11 protein-coding genes are annotated in these 16,424 nt (G+C 59.5%); 9 read left to right on the forward strand and 2 right to left on the reverse strand.

The window, feature by feature from the left end; genetic code table 11:
* Positions 1-12 precede the first annotated feature (12 nt).
* Both J4862_RS03585 and J4862_RS03590 read right to left on the reverse strand, forming a co-directional pair.
* On the reverse strand, positions 13-1,953 hold the full coding sequence (locus tag J4862_RS03585) for a TonB-dependent siderophore receptor (protein ID WP_211789365.1): 1,941 nt from the start codon (positions 1,951-1,953) through the stop codon (positions 13-15).
* A gap of 95 nt (positions 1,954-2,048) precedes the next feature.
* On the reverse strand, positions 2,049-2,771 hold the full coding sequence (locus J4862_RS03590; RefSeq protein WP_211789366.1) for an HmuY family protein: 723 nt from the start codon (positions 2,769-2,771) through the stop codon (positions 2,049-2,051).
* Positions 2,772-3,396: 625 nt separating this feature from the next.
* Here J4862_RS03590 and pta point away from each other — a divergent pair.
* The 9 genes from pta (at position 3,397) to J4862_RS03635 (ending at position 16,416) form a co-directional block, all read left to right on the forward strand.
* Positions 3,397-4,413, forward strand: coding sequence for a phosphate acetyltransferase (gene pta / locus J4862_RS03595; protein WP_211789367.1), 1,017 nt, complete (start codon positions 3,397-3,399; stop codon positions 4,411-4,413).
* Between the two features lie 38 nt (positions 4,414-4,451).
* Entirely contained in the window at positions 4,452-5,708 is a 1,257-nt protein-coding gene (locus tag J4862_RS03600) for an acetate/propionate family kinase (protein WP_211789368.1), read from the forward strand.
* Between the two features lie 154 nt (positions 5,709-5,862).
* Positions 5,863-6,897 (forward strand): branched-chain amino acid aminotransferase, encoded by a 1,035-nt coding sequence (locus J4862_RS03605; protein WP_211789369.1) that lies wholly within the window; start codon positions 5,863-5,865, stop codon positions 6,895-6,897.
* Positions 6,898-6,985: 88 nt separating this feature from the next.
* The gene (locus J4862_RS03610) at positions 6,986-8,152 is read left to right on the forward strand and encodes a hypothetical protein (protein WP_211789370.1); all 1,167 of its coding nucleotides are present in this window, start codon (positions 6,986-6,988) and stop codon (positions 8,150-8,152) included.
* Between the two features lie 158 nt (positions 8,153-8,310).
* The gene (locus J4862_RS03615) at positions 8,311-10,062 is read left to right on the forward strand and encodes a phospho-sugar mutase (RefSeq protein ID WP_211789371.1); all 1,752 of its coding nucleotides are present in this window, start codon (positions 8,311-8,313) and stop codon (positions 10,060-10,062) included.
* 115 nt (positions 10,063-10,177) lie between these two features.
* Positions 10,178-10,924, forward strand: coding sequence for a 2-phosphosulfolactate phosphatase (locus J4862_RS03620; protein ID WP_211789372.1), 747 nt, complete (start codon positions 10,178-10,180; stop codon positions 10,922-10,924).
* 14 nt (positions 10,925-10,938) lie between these two features.
* Positions 10,939-13,467, forward strand: coding sequence for a S9 family peptidase (locus J4862_RS03625; protein WP_211789373.1), 2,529 nt, complete (start codon positions 10,939-10,941; stop codon positions 13,465-13,467).
* 640 nt (positions 13,468-14,107) lie between these two features.
* A complete protein-coding gene (locus J4862_RS03630; RefSeq protein WP_211789374.1) occupies positions 14,108-15,031 on the forward strand; it encodes a DMT family transporter in 924 nt (307 codons plus the stop codon).
* Positions 15,032-15,447: 416 nt separating this feature from the next.
* Entirely contained in the window at positions 15,448-16,416 is a 969-nt protein-coding gene (locus J4862_RS03635; protein ID WP_211789375.1) for a thiamine pyrophosphate-dependent dehydrogenase E1 component subunit alpha, read from the forward strand.
* Positions 16,417-16,424 lie beyond the last annotated feature (8 nt).

Here is a 16,424-nt window from a genome sequence, read left to right on the forward strand (position 1 = left end):
CCAAGGCGGCTGCTAGAGCGAGAGGCCGAGGGAGAGGTAGTAGCTACGGCCTGGGGAGGTCGAGCCCGTGACGTTCAGCGTCTCGGGGTGGTAGTCGAAGAGGTTGTCTATCCCTGCCCCGAGACGAACGTGATCGCGCCAGGCGATGCCCGCATGGAGGCGGGAGAGGGTGAAGCCCTCATGCCGCACGGCGAGGTAATCCTTGAGGTCGGTATTGTACTGAGCGGTCTCTACGCTGCTCGACCCACGTAGGGTATAGCTAGCGCTGAGGGCGTATCGACCTAGGCGATGCTCCCAGCCGAGCGTGCTGGTGAAGTTGTGCGGACGCGTGCTGGCGAAGGGGAGCCTGCGTCCAGACTTACTCATCACGCGGTCGAGATCCCGTAGCCATACGTAGTCCCCAGCGAAGTGGAAGCCTAGCGGCAGACGCCAGCGCAGGCTAGCCTGCAGGTTCAGGAGCTGCGCCTTGGTGGAGGTATTGCGATAGCGCTGGGTATCGCCGCCGTCCTCCTCGACCATGCTGATGCGGTTCTTAATCTCATTGTAGGAGGCGATGAGGGTGAGGTTGAGCTGCTGTGTCTGCCACTCGGAGGAGAGGCTAAGCATACGGCTGGTCTCGGGGCGAAGCCCGTCGTTGCCCTTGATGAAGAACATCCCGAGGTGGTCCCAGCTCATGAAGAGCTCCTTGATCGAGGGCGAGCGGAAGCCCTCCGAGTAGGAGGCTCGGAGGCGCATACGGTCTACGCTGTAGAGTACCGAGAGGCGCGGAGAGAGGTGCCCCCCGAAGCGGCTGTGGCTGTCGTAGCGGAGTCCGCCCACCACGGAGCAATGCTCAGTCGCATGCCACTCCCCTTGGGCGTAGAGCGAATAGAGCGCGGCGCGGCGTGTAGCGCCGTCCTCGGAGATGCGGTTGCCCTTGAGGTCCTCGGCGTAGAGCTCGCCACCGATATTGGCCAGTATGGGTGTGGAGCCCTCCTTACCATAGTTGTACTGCAGGCGTGCCGTATGGGCATGGAAGAGGAAGACAGGGCTCTTGCTACCTACGTAGGTGTACCAATAGGAGCGGTCGTAGAGCTCGTTGTTGTAGTCCAGGCTTAGGCTGGAGCGGTCGGAGAAGGCGTAGTAGCCCTTGCCGCCGAGGTTGTGTGTGCGGTAGTGATTGCGCGTGGCGCCGTCCTGCTCCTGGTCGCGGAAGCTGTAGCGGACGAAGGCCGAGAGCTCGAGTCGATCCCCCTCGGGGCGGTAGCGAAGGCTCTGGCCGAAGTATTGGGTCTTGCTCCCCATCACCGCGTTCTGCGCCAGCTGGTCGGTCGCCCCACTACGTGTGGGGATGGTGTAGCCCTTCAGGTCGGTGTAGCCGAGCGAGGTGCTGCTGTAGAGCCCCTTGTAGCGCGCCATGAGCCCTGCCGTATAGCGTGTCTGCCCCTCACTGCTGTAGTCGAGGCCAGCAGTGGCCTGGAGCCGCTTGCTCGCCTTCTTGGTGATGAAGTTCACTACGCCACCTATAGCATTGGAGCCATAAAGGGCGGAGGCAGCCCCACGGATGATCTCGATGCGCTCGATGGTCGTCATGTCGATGCGATTGAGGTCTACCACCCCGTTCCCCTCGGAGGTGATCTTCTCCCCGTCGATGAGGAAGAGGATGTAGTCCCCCGTCATGCCCTGGATTGACACGCGGTACTGTGCTCCGTGGACGGTAACGTTGACCCCTGGGATGGTCATCTGCAGGGCATCGGCTGCCGAGCGTGGCTGCACGCGCTCCAGGTCCTTGCGACTGATGACCTGGGTCATGATGGGGAGCTTCTTCAGTAGGCGCGGGGTCTGTGTCCCCGTGACGACGACCTCTGAGATGGCGTAGCTGCGCGCGACGCTATCCTGCGTAGAGGTCTGTGCCAAGAGCTCGGGCGACAGGCTGAGCGCCGAGAGGGAGAGGAGAGGTAATACTAAGCGCATGGGGTAGGCTTTAATGGGACGCCCCAAGCACGAGTCGGATCGAGGTCGTGCTTGGGGCATACCGTAGGGGCGTGTGGCCTAGGGCCGCATCGCTGCTAGTCGATAGGGTATACGTACTGGAGGGTAATGACGGCCGTCACATCGGCCTTGCCATTGAGGATGCCCTTATGGGAGAGTACCTTGACCTTGGCGTGCTTCCCAGTGGCCGTACGCACGATGTAGACCTTGTCGCTGACCACCGTGCTGGGGCCGCCTGTATTGCTCCCGCCGAGGTGTACAGAGAGGTCCTGGACGATGGCGCCGCGGCGGATGATTTTGAAGACAGGCATAGGGCTACCGGGGACCTCCTTGAGCTCACGCGTCGTGGTGAGGACGAGGTTGGCAGGCGTGTTGACGTAGGAGTCGAAGAGGCTCTTCGATGGATTGCCGCCGCCAAAGTGGGGGGAGGCTATGAGCTGGGGCTGCATCTTGTCGGTCTCCACGCTCGCGGGGACGGGGATGGAGGCATTGATGTTGGTCTCCGAGGTCTCGTAGGCGCCACCCTTGCCCGAGCCTGAGGTGCCGCTATTGGTGCGGAACTCATAGCGGTGCAGCCCGAGGTCCCAGCTCTGGTCCTTCTTGATGGCCTCGTCGTCGTACTTGGCGGTCTTGACTACCTTGCCCTGCTCGAAGGAGAAGTACACATAGTCGGTATAGCTGGTCGCGTCGATGACGACGGTCTTGGCATTCGCCTTGGAGGGTTCGTCCTTCTTACTGCAGCTCGAGGCGAAGAGGGCGAGGCTAGCGCAGGCGGCTAGTAGAGAGATTCTTTTGATCATTGCGGTTAGGTGTAATCGAGATATTGAGGTTCCTAAACTACGGGTGCAAAGGTACGCTAGCTCCAGAGCCTTCGCCATACCCTCATGTAGTGATTTCGACTTCCTCGGCTACCTATCTATAGTTAGCTCGGGCGCTGCCCTTAGCTTGCTGCCGACGGCTCCCGAAGCAAAGGGAGCTCCCCGAAGGGGATCACCTAATATGATACGGAGAGGCGTCCTCTATATCGGTGCGCGCAGCCCCTCTCATATCGGGGGCTCGCTGACTGATATCCCTCACGGGGCTGACTGGCATCCATCAGGAGCTTGACTGATAGCCCTCAGCGCTCTGACGGATATCCCTCAGCCTCGGGAGAGATAGGGTAGGGCTCCGCCTTAGCCTTGCGGTGCTAGCCTCGAGCCCAAAGGCCCGCACTTGCCAGCCTTCCCCAAGAGTGCTTCTCCTGGGTGCAAAGCACCTCCGGACTCTCTATGCTGTAGGGGATCATTGCCTTAGCCCCAGGGGGAGGGCGCAGCAAAAAGATTCATGCTCTCTATTGGGAATTTAAGCACGACCTTGGGAAAGCCAGTAGATATTCCGTACCTTTGAGCAAAGCGAACTAACAACATCAACAAATCTACCATTACTATGGATCTGATTCAGGACATTATCGATAGAGCTAAGGCTAACCCTCAGCACATCGTATTCCCCGAAGGGACAGAGGAGCGTACTCTTAAGGCAGCAGACCGCCTGCTGCGTGACGGTGTCGTCCGTCTAACCCTCATCGGTGACCCCTACGCTATCCGATCTCGCGCACACGACCTCGGTCTACGTAATATAGATAAGGCCGAGCTCCTCGACCCGAAGAAGCACGCCAAGAAGGAAGCCTATAAGGAGCTCCTGCTGGAGCTGCGCCGTAGTAAGGGCCTCACCGAGGAGCAGGCTGCTATCCTCGTCGAGGATCCCCTCTACCTAGGCTGCCTCATGATCAAGGCCGGCGATGCCGACGGCGAGCTAGCTGGTGCGATCAATGCTACGGGGGACGTGCTGCGCCCAGCACTGCAGATCGTCAAGACGACGCCAGGCATCAGCTGCGTCAGCGGGATCTTCCTGATGTTCCTCCCTCATGGAGACTACGGCGACAACGGACTACTGCTCTTCGCTGACTGCGCCGTCATGCCCAACCCCACTGCGCCCGAGCTCGCACAGATCGCGATCTCCTCGGCCGACTCGGCTCGTGCCATCGCAGGCATCGAGCCCCGCATCGCTATGCTGAGCTTCTCGACCAAGGGCAGTGCCCACCACGAGATGGTAGATAAGGTCGTCGAGGCTACGCGCCTGGCTAAGGAGCAGGCTCCTGAGCTGCTGCTCGATGGAGAGCTGCAGCTGGATGCAGCCCTGGTCTCCAAGGTCGCCTCGCTCAAGGCTCCCGATAGCCTCGTAGCAGGCAAGGCCAATGTCCTGGTCTTCCCCTCCCTCGAGGCTGGGAATATCGGCTACAAGCTGGTGCAGCGCCTAGCTGGGGCAGAGGCTGTTGGGCCTATCCTGCAGGGTATGGCTGCCCCCGTCAATGACCTGAGCCGTGGAGCTTCGGTCGAGGACATCTACAAGATGGCTGCCATCACCGCCAATCAGGCCATCGCCCTGAAGGCCAAGAAGGCCTAGCTCCGCCCCCTTAGTCTCACCATCCCAGGATAAACCTTATGAAGATCCTAGTCCTCAACTGTGGGAGCAGCTCGCTGAAGTTTGCCCTCATCGAGCTCCCTACCTACCGTGTCCTCACCTCGGGGAATGAAGAGCGTGTCGGTATCAACGACTCCTTCATCCGCTTCAAGCGTCCCGACGGCACCAAGGAGGAGCGTCACCTACCCATCCCCGACCACACGCGTGGTGTAGAGATCATCCTCGACATCCTCCGCGAGGAGCACTTCGTAGCCTCCTTCGATGAGATCGACGCTATCGGCCATCGCCTCGTGCACGGAGGTGAGCGCTTTGCCTCCAGCGTCCGTATCAATGCCGAGGTCCTCGAGAAGCTCCGTGAGTGCGTGCCCTTGGCTCCGCTGCACAACCCTGCCAACATCCTCGGGATCGAGGCCGTGACCAAGGTGCTGCCCCAGGTGCCTCAGGTGGGTGTCTTCGACACGGCCTTCCACCAGACGATGCCCGAGCACGCCTTCATGTACGCGCTGCCCTACGAGTTCTACTCGGAGTTCGGCATCCGTCGCTACGGCTTCCACGGTACGAGCCATCAGTACGTCAGTGAGGTAGGGGCCGAGCTGGCAGGCATAGACCTAGCGAACTCCAAGATCGTGACCGCCCACGTGGGTAGTGGTGCCTCTATGGCTGCGATCCTGAACGGTCGCAGCATCGATACCTCTATGGGACTGACGCCCAACGAAGGCCTCATGATGGGTACGCGTGCTGGGGACATCGACAGCGGGGTACTAGACTTCCTCCTGGCGAAGAAGGATTACCGTCCCGAGTTCATCGCGCCTTACCTCAAGAATGATAAGGAGGTGGGCAAGACTGAGCTGAGCCTGCAGGACCTGACGCACCTCCTGACCAAGAAAAGTGGGTTGGAGGGCATCAGCACCCAGGGCTCGGATATGCGCGACGTCGCTAAGGCCGCCGAGGGAGGTAGTCACCGCGATCGTCTAGCCATCACTATGCACGCCTATCGAGTGAAGAAGTACGTCGGCGCCTACGCTGCCGCGCTGGGTGGTCTAGACCTACTGATCTTCACCGCTGGGGTAGGGGAGAACCGCCCCCCTATGCGTACCGAGGTGTGCCAGGGGCTGGAGTTCCTCGGCATCAAGATCGATGAGGAGCTGAACCAGCAGGCCATGGGCCGCACGATGCTGATCAGCGCCCCCGATAGCCGCGTTAAGGTCGCTGTCGTAGCCACCGACGAGGAGTATATGATCGCCAAGGATACCTACCGTATCGTCAGCGAAGGCTAGCGACCGCCTTCCTATATAAATAAGGAGAGGGGCAGAGAGCGTCTGTAGCACGCTCCCTGCCCCTCCTCTGTTGTTCTTTGCTTTTTCTTTACCTTTGCCCTAGGGAGTTCTTAGAGCTCCCCATCGTACACGATAACAAACTATGGCTATAATTATGGAGAACAAACAGGAACTTGACTGGAGCTCGCTCGGCTTCGGCTATCATCCCACCCACTACAATGTACGCTGCTACTGGCGTGATGGTGCCTGGGGCGAGCTCGAGGTCTCTGACTCGGAGATGATCACGATTCCGATGGCGGCTACCTCGCTTCACTATGGACAGGAGGCCTTCGAGGGACTCAAGGCCTTCCGTGGTCGTGATGGCAAGGTACGCGTCTTCCGCCCTGAGGAGAACGCCGCGCGCCTGCAGTCCACCTGCCGAGGCATCCTCATGCCCGAGCTCCCTACGGAGCGCTTCCTCGAGGCGATCGACCGCGTCCTGGAGCTCAACAAGGACTTCATCCCTCCCTATGAGAGCGGAGCCTCGCTGTATATCCGTCCCCTACTGATTGGACTAGGGAAGCAGGTCGGGATCGCCCCTGCCAACGAATACCTCTTCCTCGTCTTCGTCACCCCCGTAGGGGCGTACTTCAAGACGGGCTTCCGCCCCTCGCCCATGGCGATCATGCGTGGCTACGACCGAGCTGCACCCCTGGGTACGGGTACCTATAAGGTAGGGGGGAACTATGCCGCTAGCCTCAAGTCCGGTGTCCTCGCCCACGAGCTGGGCTACTCCGCCGTCATCTACCTCGATGCAAAGGAGAAGCTCTACATCGATGAGTGTGGCCCTGCGAACTTCTTCGGCATTCGTGAGAACACCTACATCACCCCTAAGAGTAGCTCTATCCTGCCCTCGGTCACCAACAAGAGCCTCATGCAGCTGGCTCAGGATATGGGGCTCAAGGTAGAGCAGCGCCCCGTGCACGTCGATGAGCTAGCGACCTTTGAGGAGGCTGGCGCCTGCGGTACCGCTGCGGTCATCAGCCCTATCCTGCGTGTCGATGACCTCGATGAGCACAAGCAGTACATCATCAGTAAGGATGGCAATCCTGGCCCTATCTCGACGGCCCTCTACGAACGTCTACGTGCCATCCAGTACGGCGACTACCCAGACGAACATGGGTGGGTGCGCCTCTACGAATCGCTCTAGGCCTGGGAGGAAGATCCTCTAAGGCTGGGGTAACAATAGCCTAGCCAGCCTAAGGCGTCCCTAGTATCACCATTAAGACAAAGGAACAATGAAGAAAATCCTCATCCTCACCACACTCCTCACACTGACCGCCTATACGGCCAGCTCCTGCGGCAGCAAGAATGATGAGCCTAACAAGGAGATCACCGAGCCCAACAAGGCCAAGCCCGAGGCGTCTGCTGCAGCGTCTTCCGTAAAGATTCGTCTGGCAGCAGGTCAGCGCCTACAGATCGTCGCACCCAGCACGGGGCTGACGATCTCGGGGGCTACGCAGGAGGGTAACAGCTTCGTCGCGGGGGCCAGTGGCCTCGTCGGCATCGATGGGATCCGTGACACGCTGAGCATCGAGATCCCCGAGGCTACCGAGCTTGTCCTCGACCAGGATCTCCCCAGACTGAAGAAGCTCGCCGTATCAGCTACGGGCTCCAAGCTCGCCAAGCTCTCCTTCAAGGGGCTCCCTAATCTAGAGGACTTCTCCCTCGTAGGAGCAAATACGCAGGAGGCTCTAGACTTGTCGCACTTCGGTAAGCTCAAGCATCTGACCATCGGCCGACGTCCTACTGCGGACATCGAGAAGGCCGACCTGAACTCGCTCCGCCGCTGGCTGAATGACAATATGAATGATGTCAGTACGACGCTAGGTAAGCTCGTACTACCGCGTAGCCTTGAGACGCTCCTTCTGTATCGTCCCGTCTTCGCCGTCGAGGGCTGGGCGCAGCTCCCTGAGCTGAGAATGCTCGTCCTGCATACGCCCGATGCGGCTAAGCTGGGTACGATCGATCTCGTCGAGAGCAAGAAGCTGCAACGCTTTGGCTTCTCGCATGTTTTAGGATTTACCCCCTTAGCTCGTCTCGCCCTGAAGAACAAGCCACAGCTGCGCGACCTCTTCTGGGGGCCTTCGATCGCTATGGATGTCGTCGAGCTAGATGGGGCCAATCCGAAGCTGGGACCTGTAGGACAGGCTCGCGTTCGTGACCTGCAGCTCCACAACCTAAAGCAGGCGACGATCCTTGGCCTTGTAGGGTATCTAACTCAGGGCCTACAGAGCCTAGACCTCCGAGAGAACCCTGATGTTACCGAAGCTCAGCTCGTACAGATCATCGAGAAGCTCCCTGCCTACAAGGCAGAGCTGGTGCTCTCTGGGAACCAGGCTACCGAAGCCGTGCGCAAGGCTCTCTCTAAGGCTACGACCTGGAGCCTCAGCGTGAAGTGGTAGCTCCACACTCATCTATATATAGGTATCCCTCTAGCGTACGGCCACAAGGTCTAGGCTAGGGGGATCCTTATCTTGATACCCATCGAAATGCTTATCTTTGCCTCAGCGCACACGAGTGCACGAGACGTCGATATATAACTATTATACACATAAGACACATGGAGCAAAACGATCTCCTCGCCCAGGTGCGAGCTAAAGCCAGTGCCTGGCTTGCCCCAGGCTATGACGCTGAGACGCGTGCTGAGGTACAGCGTATGCTAGACAACCCCGATACAACAGAGCTAGTGGAGGCCTTCTACAAGGACCTAGAGTTCGGCACAGGTGGGCTGCGTGGGATTATGGGCGTAGGCTCTAATCGCATGAACCGCTACACGGTAGGGGCTGCGACGCAGGGGCTAGCCAACTACCTCAAGCGCGAATTCGCCTCGCTCCCGCAGATCGCCGTAGCTATCGGCCATGACTGCCGCAACAATAGCGATGTCTTCGCCCGCATCACGGCAGAGGTCTTCTCCGCCAATGGCATCAAGGTCTATCTCTTCGAGAGCCTCCGTCCTACGCCAGAGGTCTCCTTCGCTATCCGCGAGCTGGGCTGCCAGAGTGGGGTGATGATCACCGCCTCGCACAACCCCAAGGAGTACAACGGCTATAAGGCTTACTGGAGCGATGGTGCCCAGATGATCGCCCCGCACGACCGCAATACGATCATCGAGGTGAACAAGGTGACCAAGGTCGAGGATATCCGCTTCGAGGCACGCCCCGAGCTCATCGAGTACATCGGGGAGGACTTTGATAAGAAGTTCATCGAGCGTGTGGCTAGCCTCTCCGCTCCCCAGCGCGAGTCCATCGCCCGCCACCACGACCTCAAGATCGTCTATACGCCCATCCACGGCACGGGCGTACGTATCATCCCTGAGACACTACGCGCCATCGGCTTCACCAATATCATCAACGTCCCTGAGCAGGATGTCGTCAGTGGCAACTTCCCCACAGTCCACTCGCCCAACCCCGAGGAGCCCGCTGCGCTTGAGCTCGCGATCCGTAAGGCTGAGGAAGTAGGAGCAGACCTCGTGCTAGCCTCTGACCCCGATGCTGACCGTATCGGGGTAGCCGTCCGCAACACGGAGGGCAAGATCGTCCTCATCAATGGGAACGAGATCTGCTCCCTGCTGGTCTACTATGCGATCATGAGCCGCAAGGAGTCTGGTCGCCTGCAGCCCCAGGACTACGTGGTAAAGACCATCGTTACGACTGAGCTGACCCGCGCCATCGCAGAGAAGAACGAGGTAACGCTCTTCGACTGCTACACGGGCTTCAAGTGGATCGCCGACGTCATCCGTCAGAACGAAGGCAAGCGCAACTACATCGGTGGCGGAGAGGAGAGCTATGGCTTCCTTCGCGAGGACTTCATCCGCGACAAGAGTTCGGTCTCGGCCTGCGCCATGTTCTGCGAGCTTGCAGCCTGGGCTCTGGATAAGGGTCTCTCGATCTACGAACTGCTGCAGCAGGTCTTCCTTGAGTACGGTCTGTACAAGGAGCAGGGCGTAAGTGTCGTCCGCAAGGGCAAGAGCGGCGCCGAGGAGATCGAGGCTATGATGAAGAACTTCCGCGAGAACCCGCTGAAGACACTAGCAGGCAGCCCGGTCGTTGAGGTGCTTGACTACGCCAAGCTCGAGGGCCGCTGGATCGACAAGGGTGAGGTATTCACGCTCGACATGCCCACGACGAGCAACGTCCTCCAGTACAAGACGGCGGACGGTACCAAGGTCTCTATCCGCCCCTCGGGGACGGAGCCTAAAATCAAGTTCTACATCGGGGTGCGCGGCAAGCTCACCAAGATCGAGGAGCTCGCCGAGGCCGAGGCAGCGTGTCTGGACAAGATCGCCACCATCCGCCAGGAGCTAGGAATCTAAGGTGCCCAGGCTATATGTCGCGCCTTTATCCTCATTACCCTAGAGCTTAGGCTTCTTATTAGTAGAGCCTCCTGTATCCCCCGAGCGGGATGCAGGAGGCTCTTTAGCTATCTGCATGAACATCTATCTCTGTCCTTCCTCCGAGCTCTATCCGCTCTACCATCGCCTAGGCTGCTGTGTGATCGTCGTCGATATCTTCCGCGCCAGTACGACCATGGTGACAGCGCTGGCCCATCGAGCACGCAGCATCATCCCCGTAGCTAGTACCGAGGAGGCCGAGCGCCTGGGGCAATCTGCAGACTGCCTCGTCGCAGCAGAGCGAGACACGCGCCGCTGCGCCTTCGCCCAGCTGGGCAATGACCCTGCCGAGTATAGCTACGAGGCCGTAAGCGGCTGTGACATCGTCTTCACGACGACCAACGGTACCCGCTCCATCACCATCGCCCAGCAGCATGGGGCTGAGGAGCTCCTCGTCGGGGCCTTCATCAATCTCAATGCGACCCTAGAGCATTGTGCTGCCGCGGGGCGCGACATCCTCGTCCTAGCTGCAGGCTGGCGCGGGCAAGCCTCTATGGAGGATATGCTCTACGCGGGAGCCTTGGCCCATCGAGCTGAGAAGCTCGGACTAGGCCAGGCGGCTGACGACGCTACCCGCATGATGTGCGACCTCTGGCGAGCACATTGTCTGAGCCTAGGGGAGCGCGTCCGCTACCTCAGAGAGAGTGAGCACTATCAGCGCCTCGTGGCCTCGGGCTTTGCTGACTCCGTCCCCTATTGCCTCAGCCTCGATCTCCATCCCTTGGTAGCCAGGATGGAGGGCGATAGACTCCTCGCTCTGAACGAACACCCAGCTTATACCTAACTCATACCTATTTCATGATCCGATCTATCACGACATGCGCCCTAGGTCTCCTGCTCCTCACGGGAGGGCAGCTAGAGGCGCAGCAGCTGACTCACGGCAAGCGCTATAGCGAGATCAGCCTGAGACGGCCTATGCTTATCGACTCGGTCAATGTGCAGAATCGCCCCTTCGACCTCCTGAGCCAGATCAAGCAGCCCTATGCCCTCAAGGAGCATAATGCCCAGCCCATCGCGGCCTCAGCGGGGGGGATCTTCTCCGTGCCCAGGGCGCCGAAGGGAGACGCCGCCACGCTGAGCATCTACTCCTTCAACCTCGTCTCCCCAGGCTACACGCGTGGCAAGATCAAGCTGCATGGCCGCGGACGCTATGCCCTCTACCTCGGGGAGCGCCTCCTGGGCTCCAACGAGCAGCGCCCCGCCACCTCAGACTCCGAGCCCGCCCTCTCGCTGCCGCTGAGCCTCGAGGCGACGCATGGCACGCTTCAGGTGCGCGTCCTCGGGATGCCAGGGGATAGTGTCAGCGGAGACTTCCGCCTGGCGTATGAGCCTGAGGCGAAGTTCGCCCCGCTTGACTCCGCTGCTAGCACAGCGGGTACCCGCTACATCGACTGGAACTATATCACGCATGGTAAGCAGCTCTACTCCGCTGCGGTGTCCCCCTCGGGGCGCTACGTCCTGGTGACCTACTCCGACCGAGCTCCAAAGAAGGGTGCCACCTATCAGGAGCTACGCGATGCCTCGGGCAAGATCATCCGCACCACGCAGCACCTCTCGGGGGCTCAGTGGATGCCCAAGCAGGATATGCTCGTGCTGCAGCGCTACAATGGTCTTTCGCAACAGCTGCTCAAGATCAACCCTGCCACGGGCGAGAGCTCGGTGTGGGTGGATCAGCTCCCGGGCACCAGCTATGCGATCGGTCCCGATGAGCAGACCCTCTACATCTACCAGCAGGACAAGGGCCCAGAGAAGCACCCCATGGCCATACGCCGCCTCTCACCCAATGACCGTATGCCAGGCTGGCGCCATCGTACGAGCATCTACCGCTACGACATCCGCACAGGCGCCTATACGCCGCTCCTCTACGGGCTGCACTCGGCCTCCATCCAGGGGATAACGGAGGATGGCAAGCAGCTCCTCATCTCGGAGCACAAGACCAAGTGGACGGAGACGCCCTACAATCAGACGACGCTCTACCGCTACACGCCCGAGACGGGACGCATCGACACGATCTTCCGCGATCAGTTCAATATCGCTGGTACCTCCTTCATCCCTGGCACCGATGACCTGCTCATCGAGGGCTCACCCGATGCCTTCGGTGGCATCGCCAATACGCTAGGCCGTACGGCCAACGGCTACGAGCACGAGCTCTTCCGCCTGCATATCCCTACGGGCAAGGTGACGGCACTGACGCGCGACTTCGACCCCAACGTGGAAGCTGTCCACTACGTGGGGAAGCTCCACGCCTTCGTCTTCACGGCGGAGAACGGCAGCCGCAAGTCGCTCTACAAGCTCGATGTCCGCAGCAATAAGATCAGCCAGATCCCCACGAGCGAGGAGGTCGTCCGCTCGCTAGGCGTGGCCCGCTTCGGTAGTGACCTCTGGTACATCGGGCAGAGCCTCAACAACGCGAGCCGCCTCTACCGCATCGCAGGGGCGAGCAAGGAACAGCTCGTCTGGGACCTCTCGGCCGAGAAGCTGCGCGATGTACGCTTCACCGCTGCCAAGGACTTCGTCTACACCACACCCGATGGCGTGAAGATCGATGGCTGGTACTACCTGCCGCCCAACTTCGACCCCAAGAAGAAGTATCCGATGATCGTCTACTACTACGGGGGCACCGTGCCCCTGACGCGTCAGCTGGAGACGACCTACAACCTCGCGATGTTCGCAGCTCAGGGCTATATCGCCTACTCGCTGAACCCACGAGGCTGCACAGGCTACGGGCAGGCCTTCGCTGCCGACCATCTGAATGCCTGGGGCACTAAGACGGCAGACGATATCATCGGGGCTGTCAAGACCTTCGCCGCGGAGCATCCCTATGTCGACATCAAGAAGATCGGCTGCTGTGGTGCTAGCTACGGCGGCTTCATGACGCAGTACCTGCAGACCAAGACGGATCTCTTCGCTGCTGCCATCAGCCACGCAGGGATCAGCTCCATATCCAGCTACTGGGCTGGGGGCTACTGGGGGGTAGGCTACAGCTCTGTGGCCTCGGCCTCCAGCTATCCCTGGAACAACCCTGAGCTGTACACCAAGCACAGCCCGCTCTTCAACGCCGACAAGATCCACACACCGCTCCTGCTGCTACACGGCACCTCAGACGTCAACGTGCCCCCCAGCGAGAGCACGGCGCTCTACAATGCGCTGAAGATCCTCGGTCGCCCTGTCGAGCTGGTTGAGTTCACGGGCGAAGACCATCACATCCTCGAGCCCGAGCGCCAGGACATCTGGATCCGTACCATCTGTGCTTGGTTTGCCAAGTACCTGCAGGACAAGCCCGAGTGGTGGGATATGCTCTACCCTCGTACGCCCTACGATAAGTAGCAGTGCCTCGCTCCCCTAAGTAGAGAGCGCCTCCTCCGATACTAGTGATCGGGAGAGGCGCTCTTCTTTTTTGCTTGCCCTCCGTCGCACAGTGGGGGACGAGCCTCCGCTTGTCGCGCGAGGGTTAAGGCTAAACAATGCTCGCCGCTTGCCTGGCCTCCTTCGGCAAGGAGCAAAAGGAACAGCTTGTAAAGGCTCACGTCGTCATCCCTTGCTCGTGTCAAGTAGGGGAGCGGTCCTCCCAAGAATGCTATCTCATCGCTGGGAGAGGGTGGTATCCCTGCTGCTGCGGCTGCTCGCAGATATAAGGGGGAGGACTGCTGAGGGATACCAGTGAGGAAGTTGAGGGGTGTCCGTCACGAGCACGAGGGATATCTATCCAGAGGCTGAGGGATATCCTTCACGGAGCTTAGCCTAGGCGATCGCCTCCTTGCTTCGCTGTGCGCCCTTGTCTGGGACAGCTTGGGTGAGCCGCTGCGACTTATCTATTAGTTCGAGCTCCCGCCTCTGTACTTAGGGCTTTGCTTCGCAGTGCCGCTTGGCGAGCCCCAAAGGCCATCCTTCCTCGATCCGATACGGATAATGCCTTGGCCTTTGCTTGTAGCAAGGGTAGGCTAAGGCTTTGTCGTACCTTTGCGGCATGAATAAGATCGATAGACAGACCTTGCTGGCGCACCTGAGCCTCCTTGGGGATGCCTGTTGCTGGGGACTGATGGCACCGCTCGGGAAGGATGCGATGCAGCATGGGATCACGGGCTTCACCTTGGTAGCCTGCCGCTTACTCGGAGGAGCTGCTCTGTTTTGGATTGCTTCGCTCTTCGCCCCTAAGGAGGGCGTAGAGCGGAAGGATCGTTATCGCTTCATCCTCGCGGCGGTCTTCGGGCTGCTGTGCAACCAGTGTTGCTTCACACTCGGGCTGAGCCTTACGAGTCCCGTGAACGCAGGGATCGTCACGACGACGATGCCTATCTTCGCGATGATCCTCGCGGCGCTGATCCTCGGCGAGCCCATCACGGGCAAGAAAGGCCTAGGCGTCTTCCTAGGCTGTACGGGCGCGCTGCTCCTGGTCCTCGGTAGCTCTCGGGCAAGTGGTACCGCTCCTGGGGGCAATATCTGGGGCGACCTGCTCTGTATGGGTGGCCAAGTGAGCTACGCACTCTATCTAGCGCTCTTCAGCAAGCTGGCACGGCGCTACTCCGTCTTTACAGTCAATAAATGGATGTTCCTCTGGGCCTCGATCATGGCGCTTCCGCTGACCGTGGGAGAGCTAAGCGCCACGCCCTGGAGCTCCCTCAGCCTCAAGACGGGCCTAGAGGTAGGCTATGTCGTCTTCTTCGGCACCTTCGTCAGCTACCTCCTCATGATCAACGGACAGCAGAGCCTACGGCCGACAGTGGTGAGCATGTACAACTATGTACAGCCCATCGTGGCCGTCGTGGTGAGCGTGGTACTCGGGCTGGCCTCCTTCGGCTGGCTGCACCTCGCGGCCATCGTCCTCGTCTTCCTCGGGGTATGGCTCGTGACGATCTCGCGCGCCAAGGCCGAGGAGAAGCGTGCCGCTTGAGGCAAGGCGCTCATCTTGGCTGGGCTAGCCTTCCTCTAAGACGTAGCTCCGCCCACCTTAGAGCCCCGAGAATCACGAGGCTAGGCTGAGCGCAAAAAGAGCAAATACAGAGCCCAATATATCGCTGCTCGAGCTGCTCGCATAGCCCCGCTATAGCAGGCTTCTGGGGTGCTTGATAAGGCAAGAAAGGCAGTGGTATAGATGGAATCTATTACCTAGGCGCACAATATCTCATTTATGTGTTATCTTTGTGCAGTCAACATAGCAATAGGCGCACTTATTGAAGAAAGAATTCCTTTAATAGGAGGGCGTACTGAGAGGACTAAGGAGTGAGGGCTATGGAGACACGGAGCGAGCGGCTCTCACGCTGAGCGCTCAGAGCATAGAGACAAAGAGTATCAAACATTTATACAGTTATGGCAAAGCTTAAGAAAGAAGATCTGCTGGAGATGTACCGCAAGATGGAGGATATCCGCAACTTCGACAACAAGGTGAACCAGCTGGTGCGCCGAGGCGAAGTCCCTGGGATGACCCACTTCTCCGTAGGGGAGGAGGCCGCTAACGTCGGTGCTATCTGCGGGCTCGAGAAGGGTGACCTCATCACCTCCAACCACCGTGGTCACGGTCAGAGTATCGCTATGGGGATCGACCTCAATGGCATGATGGCTGAGATCATGGGTAAGGCCAATGGTGTCTGTAAGGGTAAGGGTGGCTCGATGCACATCGCAGACGTAGACGCTGGTAACCTCGGTGCCAACGGTATCGTAGGTGGTGGTATGGGTATCGCCATCGGTGCAGCCCTCACGCAGAAGATGAAGAAGACGGGCAAGATCGTCATCTGCTGCTTCGGTGATGGGGCTACCAACGAAGGCTCCTTCCACGAGACCCTCAATATGGCAGCGATCTGGGATCTTCCCGTGATCTTCTACTGTATCAATAACGGCTACGGTATCTCTACGCCCATCAGCTCCGTGATGCGCACCAAGCACGTCTATGAGCGTGCAGCTGCCTACGGCGTCCCCGGGGTCTTCATCGAGGATGGTAACGATGTGATGGCCGTACGTGAGACCATGGATAAGGTGATCAAGGACGTCCGCGCAGGCAAGGGTCCCGTGCTCGTCGAGGCTATCTCCTACCGCTGGTATGGCCACTCGACCTCCGACCCCGGTAAGTACCGCACCAAGGAAGAGGTAGACGAGTGGAAGAAGAAGGATCCTATCCTCAAGTTCCGCAACTATCTCGTCGACAAGAAGCTCGCCACGACCGAGGAGCTCGATGCCCTCGAGGCTGCTAGCCATGCAGCCGTTGATGAGGCTGTCGACTTCGGCCGCAAGGGACCAGAGCCCGCTCCCGAGTCTGCCTTCGAGGATATCTTCACCGAATAGCATTCGGG

The sequence above is a fragment of the Porphyromonas sp. oral taxon 275 genome, assembly GCF_018127745.1.
Taxonomy (GTDB): Bacteria; Bacteroidota; Bacteroidia; order Bacteroidales; family Porphyromonadaceae; genus Porphyromonas.